At 69.3% G+C, this 14,219-nt stretch carries 14 protein-coding genes; 9 read left to right on the top strand and 5 right to left on the bottom strand.

Features of this window, described 5'->3' with window-relative positions:
* Positions 1 to 42 precede the first annotated feature (42 nt).
* Together qcrC and ctaE are read right to left on the bottom strand one after the other, a co-directional pair.
* A complete protein-coding gene (gene qcrC / locus ACQPYS_RS08445; protein ID WP_431941559.1) occupies positions 43 to 906 on the bottom strand; it encodes a cytochrome bc1 complex diheme cytochrome c subunit in 864 nt (287 codons plus the stop codon).
* Between the two features lie 121 nt (positions 907 to 1,027).
* Positions 1,028 to 1,636 (bottom strand): aa3-type cytochrome oxidase subunit III, encoded by a 609-nt coding sequence (ctaE, locus tag ACQPYS_RS08440; RefSeq protein WP_063036538.1) that lies wholly within the window; start codon positions 1,634 to 1,636, stop codon positions 1,028 to 1,030.
* Between the two features lie 239 nt (positions 1,637 to 1,875).
* Between ctaE and trpD the strand changes: the two genes are divergently transcribed.
* On the top strand, positions 1,876 to 2,934 hold the full coding sequence (gene trpD, locus ACQPYS_RS08435; protein ID WP_431941560.1) for an anthranilate phosphoribosyltransferase: 1,059 nt from the start codon (positions 1,876 to 1,878) through the stop codon (positions 2,932 to 2,934).
* Positions 2,935 to 2,945: 11 nt separating this feature from the next.
* On the opposite strand, the gene ACQPYS_RS08430 is transcribed toward trpD, so the two are convergent.
* Positions 2,946 to 3,221 carry an Lrp/AsnC family transcriptional regulator gene (locus ACQPYS_RS08430; RefSeq protein WP_030523878.1) on the bottom strand — a complete coding sequence of 92 codons (276 nt, stop codon included), beginning with the start codon at positions 3,219 to 3,221 and terminating at the stop codon, positions 2,946 to 2,948.
* A gap of 113 nt (positions 3,222 to 3,334) precedes the next feature.
* Positions 3,335 to 5,131, bottom strand: coding sequence for a DEDD exonuclease domain-containing protein (locus ACQPYS_RS08425; protein ID WP_433492229.1), 1,797 nt, complete (start codon positions 5,129 to 5,131; stop codon positions 3,335 to 3,337).
* Positions 5,132 to 5,677: 546 nt separating this feature from the next.
* Here ACQPYS_RS08425 and ACQPYS_RS08420 point away from each other — a divergent pair.
* From ACQPYS_RS08420 to ACQPYS_RS08390, 7 genes are all read left to right on the top strand, one after another.
* Entirely contained in the window at positions 5,678 to 6,253 is a 576-nt protein-coding gene (locus ACQPYS_RS08420; RefSeq protein ID WP_063036617.1) for a C40 family peptidase, read from the top strand.
* Positions 6,254 to 6,607: 354 nt separating this feature from the next.
* Positions 6,608 to 7,522, top strand: a complete 915-nt coding sequence (locus ACQPYS_RS08415) for an NlpC/P60 family protein (protein WP_433492228.1) — start codon at positions 6,608 to 6,610, stop codon at positions 7,520 to 7,522.
* A 45-nt stretch (positions 7,523 to 7,567) separates the two neighbouring features.
* Positions 7,568 to 8,692, top strand: a complete 1,125-nt coding sequence (locus ACQPYS_RS08410; protein ID WP_433492227.1) for a glycosyltransferase family 4 protein — start codon at positions 7,568 to 7,570, stop codon at positions 8,690 to 8,692.
* Positions 8,693 to 9,184: 492 nt separating this feature from the next.
* Positions 9,185 to 9,565: a polyketide cyclase / dehydrase and lipid transport gene (locus ACQPYS_RS08405; protein ID WP_433492226.1), complete on the top strand. Its 381-nt coding sequence runs from the start codon at positions 9,185 to 9,187 to the stop codon at positions 9,563 to 9,565.
* Between the two features lie 42 nt (positions 9,566 to 9,607).
* The gene (locus tag ACQPYS_RS08400) at positions 9,608 to 10,045 is read left to right on the top strand and encodes an SRPBCC family protein (RefSeq protein WP_063036622.1); all 438 of its coding nucleotides are present in this window, start codon (positions 9,608 to 9,610) and stop codon (positions 10,043 to 10,045) included.
* Between the two features lie 80 nt (positions 10,046 to 10,125).
* Positions 10,126 to 11,418 (top strand): ArsA family ATPase, encoded by a 1,293-nt coding sequence (locus ACQPYS_RS08395; protein WP_431941977.1) that lies wholly within the window; start codon positions 10,126 to 10,128, stop codon positions 11,416 to 11,418.
* Positions 11,415 to 11,912: a hypothetical protein gene (locus ACQPYS_RS08390; protein WP_431941978.1), complete on the top strand. Its 498-nt coding sequence runs from the start codon at positions 11,415 to 11,417 to the stop codon at positions 11,910 to 11,912. The genes ACQPYS_RS08395 and ACQPYS_RS08390 overlap by 4 nt, the downstream gene beginning before the upstream one ends.
* Positions 11,913 to 12,028: 116 nt before the next feature.
* On the opposite strand, the gene ACQPYS_RS08385 is transcribed toward ACQPYS_RS08390, so the two are convergent.
* Entirely contained in the window at positions 12,029 to 13,135 is a 1,107-nt protein-coding gene (locus tag ACQPYS_RS08385) for an RNA-guided endonuclease InsQ/TnpB family protein (protein ID WP_433492225.1), read from the bottom strand.
* A 92-nt stretch (positions 13,136 to 13,227) separates the two neighbouring features.
* Here ACQPYS_RS08385 and ACQPYS_RS08380 point away from each other — a divergent pair, with 92 nt between their 5' ends.
* Positions 13,228 to 14,202, top strand: coding sequence for an ROK family protein (locus ACQPYS_RS08380; RefSeq protein ID WP_433492224.1), 975 nt, complete (start codon positions 13,228 to 13,230; stop codon positions 14,200 to 14,202).
* Positions 14,203 to 14,219 lie beyond the last annotated feature (17 nt).

Raw genomic sequence — 14,219 nt, 5'->3', positions numbered from 1 at the left:
CTCCGTGGCTACGCAAGCTGCCGCCTCCGGGCGCTGACCCGGTCATGTCCGTGATCCGATCCAGATCGCCGCACCGACCACGGCCACGATGCCGACGGTCCACATGACCAGACCTTCGGTCGCGGGACCGAAGCCACCCAGGCCCCAGCCGCCCGGCGGCTTCGCCTCGGCCGCGTCCTTGACGTAGGCGATGATGTCGCGCTTCTCCTCCGGCGAGAGCTGCCGGTCGGAGAATTTCGGCATGTTCTGCGGGCCGGTGACCATGGCGGTGTAGATCTGCTGCTCGGAGGCCGGCTCCAGCGGCGGGGCGAACTTACCCGAGGACAGTGCGCCACCGCGGCCGGTGAAGTTGTGGCAGGACGCGCAGTTCATCCGGAACAGCTCACTACCGCGGCCGATATCGCCGCCACGCAGCGATTCCTGGGCGATCTCACCGTTGGCGTCGCGCACCACCGTCGGGCCGCCGCCGTTGGCCGCGACATAGGCGCCGAGTGCGTCGGTCTGGTGCGCGTCGAATTTGGCGGGTTTGCGCGAGGCCTGCGCTTCGTTGCGGGCCATCGGCATACGCCCGGTGGAGACCTGGAAGTAGACGGCTGCCTCGCCGACACCGATAAGGCCGGGACCACGGTCGGGTACACCCTGCAGGTTGGCGCCGTGGCAGGTGACGCAGGAGGTCTCGTACAGCTGCTGACCTTCGCGGATAAGCGCCACCGAGTCTTCGTTGGCCGTGGCCACCTGCGGCTCGGGGGTGAGCGCCGAGGCGAGGAAACCGGCTCCGACGAGACCCACCATGAGCGCGAGGCCACCCGCTATCCGTCGGCGGACGCGGCGCTGCCTGCGCTTTTTGCTGGCCTCGCCGTGCCCACCGCTGGCGGGCGCTGGCGCTGTCGGGGGCGATGAACTCATCTGTGTCCCTTTGGAGTAGACGGAACCGTGGTGGGCAGTGTTGGCTGGGGCGCCCGAGCTACGCCTGCGTGGTGACGCTGCGATACCTCCTCCGGCGCTGACACTCGGATGCCGGCCGGCGTCACTGGACGAAATAGATCACGGCGAACAGCCCGATCCAGACGATGTCGACGAAGTGCCAGTAGTACGAGACGACGATCGCGGCGGTGGCCTGAGCCGGGGTGAACTTGCTCATCGCGGTGCGCGCGAGCAGGAACAGGAACGCGATCAGACCGCCGATGACGTGCAGGCCGTGGAACCCGGTGGTGATGTAGAACACCGAACCGTAGGAGCTGCCGGAGATCGACGTCCCATGCTCCACCAGGTGGATGTACTCGTAGCCCTGACCGAGCACGAAGAACAGGCCCATGAAGAAGGTGAGGACGTACCAGCGGCGCAATCCGAAGACGTCACCGCGCTCGGCCGCGAACACACCCATCTGACAGGTGAACGACGAGGCGATCAGGACCGCGGTCACCGGGATGGCCAGGCCGAGGTTCAGCTCCGTCGGCGGCATCGGCCACTCCGGAGCCTGACTTCGCGCGACGAAGTACATCGCGAAGAGGCCGGCGAAGAACATCAGCTCGCTGGACAGCCAGATGATGGTACCGACGCTGACCATGTTGGGCCGGTTCAGCGAATGCACACGCTGGGTTATGGCCGATCCTGAGGTACCTACTGCGGTCGTCACGGGGGTAAGTATGACTCTTCGTAGTACGACAGTCGAAGTCGGGTTCCAAACTTGATCGGCCGTGTCGTGATCGACCGGCGCCGTGCGTCTCTCACGGCGGTGCGGCGTGTCGGCCGCTCCCCTGCCGCGCAGACCCCGCCAACAGCGCCGATGACGTCGTGCGGTGCGCCCGGCAGTAGGCGGTTTAGGGTGTTGCACAACCGTTCGGTCACAGATATCGGTGCGACGAGGAGATTGAGATGAGCGTGCGCAGCTGGCCCCAGATGCTCGGGGCGCTCGCCGACGGACAGGACCTCACCGCGGACGATACGACCTGGGTGATCGACGAGATCTTCACCGACAACTCCACCGCGGCGCAGATCGCCGCGTTCGGGGTGGCGATGAAGATCAAGGGCCCCACCCCCGCCGAGCTGGGCGGTATGGCCCGCGGCATGCTCGGGCACGCACGGCTGGTGAAAATCGACGGCGACGCGGTGGACATCGTCGGTACCGGCGGCGATCGCTCGGGTTCGGTGAACATATCCACCATGTCCTCGATCGTGGTCGCGGCAGCCGGGGTGCCGGTCGTCAAGCACGGTAATCGGGCCGCGTCCTCCAAGAGCGGTGGCGCCGATGTACTCGAGGCCCTCGGGGTGAAGCTGGCCCTGGGCCCCGAGTCGGTGGCGCGCTGTGTCCGTGAGGTCGGTATCGGATTCTGCTTCGCTTCGCTGTTCCACTCGGGTCTGCGTTTCGCCGGCCCGGCCCGGAAACAGATCGGGATCCCGACCGTCTTCAATGTGCTGGGCCCGCTCACCAATCCTGCCCAGCCGCGCGCCGGTCTGGTGGGCTGCGCGTTCCCTGACCTCCTGGCGACCATTGCCGGGGTGTTCGCCGAGCGGGGCGCCGGTGCGCTGGTGGTTCGCGGCCGCGACGGCCTGGACGAGATCACCACCTCCGATGTCACCGATGTCTTCGTGGTCGCCGACGGGGCGATCCGGGAGGCCGTGATCGATCCGGTTCGGCTTGGGATCCCCCGGGTCCACCTGGACGAGCTGCGCGGCGGCGACGCCGAGGTGAACGCGGGGGTGGCCCGCGATGTACTGGCGGGTGATCCCGGTGCGGTGCGCGACGCCGTCCTGGTGAACTCCGCCGCCGCCCTCACCGCCTACGACCTGTCCCGCGGCGCGGACGCCGCAGCCGATCTCGACGATCGGCTGATGGCCGGGATCGAACGTGCGGCCACCGCGATCGACAGCGGCGCGGCCGCCGCCCTGCTGGACCGCTGGGCGGCGCTCACCCGGGCTCTCGGCGACGACTGACCCGCCCCGGTTCACTCGCCGATCGAGAAACCGGCCTCGATATCGGCGCGTGAATACGATTTGAACGCGATATGGGTCACCGTGCGCTGCACGCCGGCGACCTTGTCGATCCGCGCGGTGACCACCTCGGCGACCTCCTCGTGGTCCCTGACCCGCACCAGCGCGATCAGGTCGACGTCACCGGCGCACGAGTACACCTCGGTCACGCCCTCGGTATCGGCCACCGCCTGCGCGGTCTCCGGAATACGCCCGTTGTCGGCCTGGATCAGAACGATGGCGGTAATCATGGCAACAGCCTAGGCAAATCGTCCGCACGGCTTTCGAACGAGCCGATCCGCGACCCGGCCCACAACCAAAGCGCTGATCCAGCGAACAACCCCAGACCACAGCCGCGCGGCCCTCAGGAGCGTTGTTCGTCGTAGGACTCGGCAGCGCGGCCCGCAGCCGCGGCGGTATCGGCTGCCTCGGCCCAACCCAGCCAGCGTCCCGCGCCGTGGGCGGGTTCGGCGTAGCCGTCGGTGGTGCGCACGATCCGCGCACCGGGGCGTTCGAGCCAGCGGGCGATGACCGCGACCTCGTCTGGGGACGCGCCGAGTAGTGGCGGTAGCCGGAGGTCGGCGCCGGTGAGGGGCAATTCGTCCGGGTCCGGCGCCCCGGGTTCCGACCCGGTGGGGCGTACGGTCTGCGCGGCGGCGACGATCTGCTCGACTACCGGCATCGGCGGGATGCCGCGCGCGGCCGTGCCCGCCCCGGCGAGCCGGCCGTGCCGGATTACGGCGAATTCCCAACCGCCGGCGCCGTCGGGATGCGCGACGATCAGTTCGGCGGGACGGGCCACTGCGGCCAGCCGCTGGGTGCGGCGTAGCGCGCGGATGAGGGCGGCGGTCCGGTCCCGCAGCCGCGCCGCGGATTCGTACTGTTCGTTCGCCGCGTAATTCTCGATCCGGGCGAGCAGGGTGAGGACCGCGGCATCGTCGGCGCCGGTGAACAGGGCACGAGCGGCCGCGGGGGCCGCCGCGTAGGCCGCCGCCGCCCGCGGTTCGGGGGCCGCGGCCGGGCAACCGCCGACGGCCATCGGAGCGCAAGTGTGCAGGGCCGTCCGGGACAGGCGGGTGGTGCAGGTACGCAGACCGCAGTACTCGGCCAACGTGGCGGCGATCTCGGCGGCCGCGGCACGGGCGTGGAAGGGGCCTACCGCCGGACCGCCGGGGTCACGCACCAGCGTCAGCCGCGGGAAGGCCTCGGCGGTGAGCGCGATCCACCAGGCGCGTTTCGGGAATTTGGACCGCCGGTTGTAGGGCGGGGTATGCGCGACTAGCAGCCGCAGCTCCCGGACACCGGCCTCCAGCCCGTGCGCGCACACCACATGATCGACCCGGGTGGCCAGCTGCACCATCTCCCGGATCCGGCCCCGGGTCTCCGAGCCGGTGAAATAACTGCGCACCCGCCGGCGCAGATTCACCGCGGTGCCTATATAGAGGACCTCGTCCGACGGTCCCCGGAAGAGGTAGACACCGGGCGCGGCGGGCAGGTCGACGGCGAGGGCGCGTTTGGCCCGCTGCCCGGCGGTGACCTCGGGCAGATAGTCGATCAGTTCGGTGAGGCTGTGTACCCCCTGGTTCCCCACCCGGCCGATCAGCGCGTGCAGGACGTCCACGGTGGCGCGGGCGTCGTCGAGCGCGCGATGGGTCGGGGTGGTGCTCGCGCCGAGCACCTGGGCGAGCACCCCGAGCCGTACCGACGGCGCCTCGTCACGGCCGAGCACCCGCCGCGCGAGCCGGACCGTGCACACCACTTGGGCGCGCGGCCACGGGGTCTCGGTGCGTGCCGCGGCAGCTTTGAGAAATCCCATATCGAAGCGGGCATTGTGCGCGACGAGGACCGCGCCGGCGGCGAACTCCAGGAATCCGGGCAGGACCGCTTCGATGGGTGGCGCGGCCCGCACCATCGCGGTGGTGATACCGGTGACCTGCACGACTGCCGCCGGTATGGACCGTCCGGGATCGACGAGGGTCGCGAATTCACCGAGCACTTCGCCCCCGCGTACCTTGACCGCGCCGATCTCGGTGATCGCGTCGTCGGCCGGGCTGGTGCCGGTGGTTTCCAGATCCACCACCACGAAGGTCGTGTCGTAGAGCGGAGTGTCGAGTTGGTCGAACGCCAGTTGCCGGGCAGGCAGCGGGGCGGGTTCGGACACGGCGGCAGGCTACCGGCCGGATACGACAGGTTCGCGGTACCGGACCGTAGTGCGCGATCCCGAGATGGGCGTCGAATCTGTCCGTATTCCCCGTCGGAGGACCACTCACCACCGAACTGTGCCCCAGTTCACATTCAATGTCCATTTGCTATTCAATTGCTCTGTTCGGTGGAAAATGGTCATGGAATCCAAAAGCAGGAGGTCGCGGCGGAGCAAACCGGAACGGACGCCTCAGCGCAGTCACTGTCCCCACAGGGAGATCCGCCCGCTCGAACTGGGAAAAACGATCGATTCCGCTGCCGGCAACCCCGCCACGGGCGACGTCCGCACATCCTCGCCTCACCCCCACGTAACCTCGGCGCGATTCGCCCCGACCCTGTGATTTCGCTCGCACAATTTGCCAGGCGAAAGCTGCGGGTCGCATGTTTATCGAGCCCAGGGGCTTTACAAATAGCCGTGATCTGTTCGTAATCTTTTCGAGACCTCGCGGAGTTCGGCGTGCCATCGGCGGTGCGACCGGGCGGGGGAGATCGGAAGGACCGCATCATGGCGTTCAACACCGTCAAGCGACAGGCACGGCGCGTAGCCGTAACCGGAGCCGTCGGCGCTGCCACCCTGGGCGCACTCCTGCTCCCCGCCGCACCGGCCGCCGCCCAGCCGGTGACCATCGACGGCTTCGGCACCTTCGAGGTACCCAACGAGATCCCGATCCCGGCGGGCATTCCCGGCGTGCAGGCGCCCGGCGCCGCGGTCGCACCGCCGTTCGTCACCCCCACCAAGACCGCGGGCCAGTTGGCGCTCGACGCCGCGCTCTCGAAGGTCGGCGCCCCCTACGTCTACGGCGCGGCCGGCCCGAACGCCTTCGACTGCTCCGGCCTGGTGCAGTGGTCCTACAGACAGGCCGGACGCGAGCTACCGCGCACCAGCGACGCGCAGCTCGCCTCGGGTGCCCCCGTGTCGATGAACGCTCTGCAGCCCGGCGACGTCGTGTCGTTCTACGGCGGCGGCCACTCCGGCCTGTACGCCGGCGATGGCAATGTCGTGCACGCCTCCACCGCGGGCTCCCCGGTCGCGGTCGCTCCCATCTCCTCCATGCCGGTCGCCGGCGCGCGGCGCTACTGAGCGGCACCCGCGGGGCCTCCGGCGGGACCTGCCCGGCTCCGGCCGTCGGCCGGATCACCGCGCGGGATCACACTGGACACCCCGCGGGCCCGTCCGTAATCTAATCGAGACCTTTACGGGCTACTTCGCACAGAGCGTCATACGGAGAGCGGGGCACGGCAGGCTGTGGCAGGACACGAACAGCGGCAACGACGTCGGCGGGATCGGCGTCGCGGGCCCGGCCACAGGCGAGACCGGCATCCGGCACGCACCGCTCTGGCGGCCGGGCTCCTGGCCGCGGCCCTCTACGGCGGCGGCCCGGCGGGAGCCGATCCGGTCCCTGCGCCGACCTCGGCGAGCGAGGCGGTCCAGCAGATGATCGACCTGTCCCGGCAGGCCGAACAGCTCAATCAGCAGGCCCTCACCGCGCAGGCCGACCTCGACGCGAAACTGGCCGTCCAGCGCGACGCCGACGCCAAGGTCGCCGCAGCCGGAGCCGCCGTCGACGCCGCGCGCAACGAGGTGGCCCGGTACCGGCCGATGATCGACCGCACCGCCATCGCGGCCTATCAGGGCGCGCGCACCAACCGGTTGTTCTCGGTCCTGGTCAGCGACTCACCGCAGCAATTGCTGGACCAGATGTCCACGCTGGACGTGATCGCCACCCAGACCTCCGACCAGCTGAAGCAGTACAAACGCGCCACCGACGCCGCGACCACCGCTCAATCCGCGGCCCGTGCCGCCGCCGATACCGCCCGCGCCGCCGCCGATCAGGCGAATACCGTGCGGGACGATGTCGGGCGCAAGCAGACCGATCTGCAGAACGCGGTGGCGCGGGTCATCGAAGTCTGGGGCAGTTTGTCGACCGCGGACCGGGCCGCCCTGGCCGGCTCCCCCTTCCCACCCGGATTCGACCGCGACAGCCTGCTGAGCGATCTGGTACCCGGCAGCGGCACCAGCGCCCTGGCCGCCGGGCTCACCCGTGTCGGCGATCCCTATGTCTGGGGTGCCACCGGGCCCGACCAGTTCGACTGCTCCGGCCTGGTGCAGTGGGCATTCAAGCAGGTCGGCAAGGACGTGCCGCGCACCAGTTCGGCGCAGGCCGCCTACGGCACCCCCGTGGGCCGCGACGAACTGCAGCCCGGCGACGTCGTCTTCTTCTACGACGACATCTCCCACGTCGGCATCTACGCCGGAAACGGGCTCATGCTGCACGCGTCGACCTTCGGCGTCCCGGTGGCCGTGGCCCCCATGGATTCCACGCCATACCACTCCGCCCGGCGCTACTGACACCCGGAGCGACCCGGTCGACAGCACGCCAATACTGTTGGTCGCATGGCTCGAACTCTGCTGGTTACCAATGATTTCCCGCCGCGGCCGGGCGGTATCCAGTCGTATCTGCAGGCGCTGGCCGGGCAGCTGCCCCCGGACGATCTGGTCGTCTACGCACCGCGGTGGCGCGGGGACAGCCACACCCGATTCGACGCGAAACAGCCCTTCCAGGTGGTCCGCCACCCCACCACCCTCATGCTGCCCACCCCCGCGGTGCTGCGCCGCGCTCGAAAGGTACTGCGCGCCGAGGGCTGCGAATCGGTGTGGTTCGGCGCGGCCGCACCGCTGGCCCTACTCGCCGCGCCGCTGCGCCGCGCCGGCGCCCACCGGACCCTGGCGAGCACCCACGGCCACGAGGTCGGCTGGTCGATGCTGCCGGCCGCCCGGCAGGCGCTCCGGATCATCGGAGACCACACCGACGTCGTCACCTATGTCAGCAAATACACGCGTCGCCGGTTCGCCGCCGCGTTCGGACCCGATGCCGCCCTCGAATACCTGCCGCCCGGTGTGGACACCGAAACCTTCCGTCCCGATCCGGCCGCTCGCGCCGAACTGCGGAAGCGCTACGGTCTCGGCGACCGGCCCACTGTGCTCTGTCTGTCCCGGCTGGTCCCGCGCAAAGGCCAGGACGTACTCCTGATCGCCATGCACCGGATCAAGGAACGAATCCCGGACGCCGTGCTCGTGATCGCCGGCAGCGGCCCCTACGAGGACCGGCTGCGCGGCCTCGCCGACGCCCTCGGCCTCACCGACGACGTGGTGTTCACCGGCCGGGTGCCCGCGGCCGAACTCGCCGCCCACCACACCCTCGCCGACGTATTCGCCATGCCCTCCCGCACCCGCGGCGCCGGCCTCGATGTGGAAGGTCTCGGCATCGTCTACCTGGAGGCCTCGGCCACCGGCGTCCCCGTGGTGGCCGGTACTTCGGGCGGTGCCCCGGAAACGGTGCTGGACAGTGAAACCGGGCGAGTGGTGGACGGCCGCCGCGCCGACCACGTCGCCGACGCGATCGCCGATATCCTCGCCGACCGCGACGCGGCCGCCGAAATGGGCACCGCCGGAAGGTCCTTCGTCGAACGCCAATGGCGCTGGGACACCCTGGGCGCCCGCCTCCGCCAGCTGTTGTGATGCTGTGTTTATTTGCGGCGCCTGCGGCGCCGCGGGGTCGAGGCCCCGGAAGGTCCCGCAGTTCAGGCCTCGAGACTCGCGCCTGCGGCGCATGCACTTCGAGGCCTGAACTGCGGGACGGGCCTCGACCCTGTCAGGGCCTCGCCGAACTCGGCACCGGGAGGGCGCCGCTGTTCGTGAAAGCGATCAGACGCCAGGCCGCCCGGACGGTCGAGTCGATATGTGATCACGAACATCGAAGGCCGACGCAACCCGTATGCGTCGAGTTCTACGAGACACCTCGAAGGGTTGAGGCCCGTCTCGCCCCTTGGCCGAAGGTGCTCAACGGTCGCACTCTATGGACGGCCCACCGCGCATCGCATGCGCCGAAGGCTCGAGTCCCGAGGCCGAAACGGCGAGACCAAGGGGGCCGCAACCCCGCGCCGCCGCAGGCGGCGCCAAAAAACACAGCGCCGATGAGCACTTTCTTCGCCATCTACTACGCTCACCCGGGTGAGCAGTATCCAGGTCGCGGACCAAACCTTCCTCGCCGCTCCGGGCGCCGCGGTGGCGGCTGCGCTGGCAGGCCCGGGACACTGGCGGCGCTGGTGGCCCGATCTCGAACTGGATATCCGGGAGGATCGGGGTGACAAGGGAATTCGCTGGTCGGTGTCGGGCGCGCTGTCCGGCACCATGGAGGTGTGGCTGGAACCGTCGCTGGACGGCGTGATCCTGCACTACTTCCTCCATGCCGAGCCACCGCAGCCGCTGCCGCCGCGCAAACTGGCCGCCGCCAACCGGGCGCGCCGGGTGGCGGGCAAGGTGATGTCGTTCGAGATCAAGGACCGTCTCGAGGACGATCGCCCGGCCGGAGTCGCTCCGCACGACAACTGACGGATTTCGTACCGTACCGCCGAAAGGAACCCCTGAAACCCAATGGCCGACCGGACCCAGAGATCGATCGTCATCGCGGCACCCGCGCGGCAGGTGATGTCAGTTATCGCCGATCTGGCGTCCTACCCGGAGTGGGTATCGGCCGCCAAATCGGTGGAAGTCCTGGAGACCGGGCCCGACGGTCGGGCGCGTACCGCGCGCTTCGTGCTGGACGCGGGCGTGGTGAAGGACACCTACGTGCTGTCCTATACCTGGCAGCCGGATGAGCTGGCCGTGAGCTGGACACTGGTGAGCGGTGACCTGCAGAAGACGCAGGAGGGCCGCTACGAGCTCGTCGAGCACCCCGGTGGTGTCACCGAGGTGCTATACGAACTGACCGTGGATCTGACGATCCCGATGATCGGGATGTTCAAGCGCAAGGCGGAGAAGGTGATCACCGATACCGCGCTCAAAGAACTGAAGAAACGGGTCGAAGGCTGACCGGGCCGCAGCGCTCGGGAGACGATGCCCGCGGCGGCGGCCGGCCCGCTCGCGGCGCGCGGTCGCGCACGCGGCTCGAATTGTTCGTCGGTAAGGGCGGTGTCGGCAAGACGACACTGGCGTGTGCGCGTGCCATGAGTTGCGCCCGGGCGGGTCAGCGGATTCTGGTGGCCTCGCTCGACCAGGCGCATTCACTGGGTGACGCGCTCGGTTTCCGGTTCGCGCACGATCCGGGCGCCGTCCCCGGGATCATCCGGGTCGTTCCTGGCCTCGAGGTGATCGAACTCGATTCGCTGGCGCTGCTCGAGGAGCGTTTCGGCGCACTCACCGAGCTGCTGCGCACCGATCCGGGTCACGATCACGGTATCGACCTGGCGGCCCTGGACCCGGCCGAACTCACCGGTCTGCCGGGGGTGCAGGAGCTGCTGATGCTGGTGGAGATCGCCCAGTACGTGGCCGACGACGAATGGGACGCGATCGTCCTGGACTGTCCGCCGACGGCCGATATGCTGCGCATCGTCACCATGCCCGAGACCGTGCTCGGGTATCTGGACCGGGTCTGGCCACCACATCATCGGATGATGAGCTCGATCGGTACCGATATCCGCCGGGCCGTCCTGGCGGCGACCGTGCAGCGGGTCGTCACCGCGGTCGGCGAGGTCCGGGATCTGCTCGCCGACTCCGACCGCACCAGCGCCCGGCTGATCACCCTGGCCGAACGGGTCGCGGTCGCCGAATCCGCCCGGGTGCGCTCGGCGACGGCACTGCTCGGATTGCGGCTGGACGCGGTGGTGGTGAACAAGGTGCTCGCCGCGGTACCGCCACCCGGACCCGAACCACAGCATCCCGCCGTGCGCTGGTACCTGAACCGCTGCGCCGAACAGTGGGATGTGATCTCCGGGTTGCAGCGGTCGATGCCGGAGGTCCCGATACTCGTCGCGGAGCATACCGGCGCCGAACCGGTGGGGCCGGTCCCGCTGGCGGCGCTGTCGTGCGTGGTCGCGGAGTCAGAGATGACGCCCGGAAGCGGAACCGACGGTGTCCGGCTCGACAGCGGGGGCGGGGTGCGCGACGATCCGGGTTCGGCGCCGATACCGGGAGACGGCACCGCGAGCACCGTGCCCGCGGTGCGACTGGAATCGGGGGCGGGGTTGCAGTCGGTGTACGCGATGCGTATCCATCTGCCGGTCGCCGATCCGGCGACACTGCGCCTGGGACGAGTGGAGGACGATTTGATCGTGGGAGCGGACGGCGTCCGCCGCCGGCTACGCCTGGCGCCCGTCCTACGCCGCTGCACCGTCAGCACCGCCGAGCTGGACAACGGATACCTCGTCATCCGTTTCCGCCCCGACCCGCAGGAGTGGCCGAAGTGACCGGAACCCGCTATCGCCAGCCCGAGGGCGTCGCCGAATTCGCCGACGAACTGCGGCTGCTCGCCGAAGCCGTACTGGAACGCGTCGAACCGGTCCTGCGCGAGGCCGCCGCCGAGGGGCAACCCGAATGGAACAGTTGCACCTGGTGTCCGCTCTGCGCCGCGGCCGCACTGGTCCGCGGCGAACATCACGAGGTCCTGGCCACGGTGGCCGCGCACGGCACCGCGATCGTCACGGTGCTGCGGGAAGCCCTGGCCGGGGTGCCGGTGGATCCGGTGGTGGCGCATCGGCACGGGCCGGAAAGCGGCACCGGGCACGAAAAGTCCCGCCGTGGCGCGACCGGCGCCCACGCGGCATCCGGCGACTCCGTCGCGGCCGATGGTCACGGCGCGGCGGCCGACGGCACCGGCGCCGCCGCGAATCCACCCGGCGATCACCGCGGGAATTCCGGGAAAACGCGCTATGTCGGCATACCCGTGAACATCAAGCATTGACTTCCTCCCCACGCCTGAAGGCGAAGGATTCCCGCAGTCACCTGCGGGGTTTCCTGTTTCACCGGCGATTGCCGAAGTGCTGCCCCTTGCGGTCTTACGTCGCCTCCGCAGGCGTTTTAAGTCTCCACCAGCCCGGCGGCGACAAGGATATTCTTAGCGGCGTTCAAATCCCGATCATGTCGGGTGCCGCAGCCGGGGCAGGTCCAGTGCCGTGTCCCGAGGGAAAGCGTGGCGAGCAGATGTCCGCACGCGCTACAGGTCTTCGAACTCGGATACCAGCGATCAACCACAACCACCTGGCGGCCCGCGCGTTCAGCCTTGTATTCCAGCATCGCCCGGAACTCGCTCCACGACGATTCGCTGATCGCTTTCGCCAGGCGACGGTTGCCGACCATGTTCTTCGGAGCAAGGTCTTCCACTGCGATCGTGTCGAACCGTCGCACGAGTTCGCTGCTGGTCTTGTGCAGGAAGTCCCTGCGGGCATCCCGCACACGGGAGTGCTTACGCGCCACCTTCACCCGCTGCCGGGCGCGGTTCTCCGAATCCTTCTTCATGCGGGACAGGCGCCGTTGCTGGCGCCGCAGCCCGCGTTCATGACGGGCCATGTGTCGGGGGTTGGCGATCTTCTCCCCAGTGGACAGGACCGCGAAGTCTTCGATGCCCAGGTCGACACCGACCGATTCCCCGCTCACCGGCTGTGGCGCGGGGTCGCCTGTTTCGACCGCGAAGGTCATATACCAGCGGCCATCCGGGTCGCGGGACACGACCACCATGGTGGGGTCGAGGGTGGCGAGGTCGATGTTCGGCCAGGACCACGCGATCCGCAGCGGTGCCGCGGTTTTCGCCAACCACAGGGTGCGGTCCTTGATCCGGAACGCCGAGCGGGTGAAGTGCGCCGACTGGCGGCCGTGACGGTTCTTGAACCTCGGGTATCGCGCGTTGCCCTTGAAGAACGCCGCGAACGCCGCGTGCTGGTGGCGCAGGGTTTGCTGCAACGGCACCGACGACACCTCAGACAGAAACGCCAGCTCTTCGGTTTTCTTCCACTCCGTCAGGGCGGCGTCGGTTGCCCGATACGAGGTCGGCTTTTGTTCGGTGGTGTAGTGACGTTGCCGTTCGGCGAGGGTCTTGTTCCAGACCAGGCGTACGCAACCGAACGTACGACGCAGTACCGCCGCTTGTTCGGTATCCGGGTATGCCCGGACCTTGTACGCCGTTCTCATTCCTTCAGACTTACAGGAGCGCGCAGCGTGTGTAAGAACTTTTCCCGATTCCTCCTGACGGCCGAAGCCGGGGACTCCCTCAGAGGTTTCCAGTGACCGGCTCCCGCTCCTGCGCCCCGCTGACCGCCGGTATCGATATCGGCGGCACCAATATCCGCGCGTCGGTGGTCGACGCCGCGGGCGAGGTCCTGGACACGGTGCAGTACCCGACCCCGCATTCGGCGGTCGCGCTCGAGGCCGCACTCGATCGCGCGGTCCGTGAACTCGCCGACCGGCACACGCTCGACGCCGTCGGTCTGGCGGTCGCCGGTTTCATATCCCAGGACCGCACCACGGTGCGCTTCGCCCCGCATCTGCCCTGGCGGGACGCGCCCGTGGCGAAACGGCTCACCGACCGCCTCGGCCTGCCGGTCCTGCTCGAACACGATGCCAACGCGGCGATGTGGGCCGAGTACCGGTTCGGCGCCGCCGCGGGCGGGCACAATGTGGTGCTGGTGGCGATCGGTACCGGAATCGGTGCCGCGCTGCTGCTCGACGGCACCCTGTACCGGGGCACCTACGGCGTGGCCCCCGAACTCGGGCATCTGCAGGTGGTCCCCAGGGGACGTGACTGCGGATGCGGGAAGCGGGGCTGCTGGGAGCGGTACTGCAGCGGGACCGCCCTCGCCGAGACGGCTATCGAAATGCTGGCCACCGAAACCGCGTCCTCGGCGCTGGCCCGGGAGCTCGTCGCCGACCCCGGCGCGGTCACCGGCCGCCGCATCGCCGACGCGGCCCACGACGACGATCCGCTCGCCATCCGGGTGATGGCCGATTTCGCCCGGTGGCTCGGGCTGGGCCTGGCCTTCGTCGGCGATATCTTCGACCCGGACCTGGTCGTCATCGCGGGTGGGGTGAGCAGCTCGGCGCCGCTGTTCCTCGACGAGGCCCGGGAAGAATACGCGGCGGCGGTCACCGGCCACGGCCACCGGCCGCTCGCCCGGATCCGGACCACCCAGCTGGGCGAGGCCGCGGGCATGATCGGCGCCGCCGAACTCGCCCGCTCCGCGCTCATCGCCGGCATGTGAAGGCCGGGGCACCGGGC

This window comes from Nocardia grenadensis, assembly GCF_050942415.1.
GTDB lineage: Bacteria > Actinomycetota > Actinomycetes > Mycobacteriales > Mycobacteriaceae > Nocardia > Nocardia grenadensis.
Note: the sequence above shows the minus strand (reverse complement) of the source record. Positions and strands in the feature narration are given on the sequence as shown.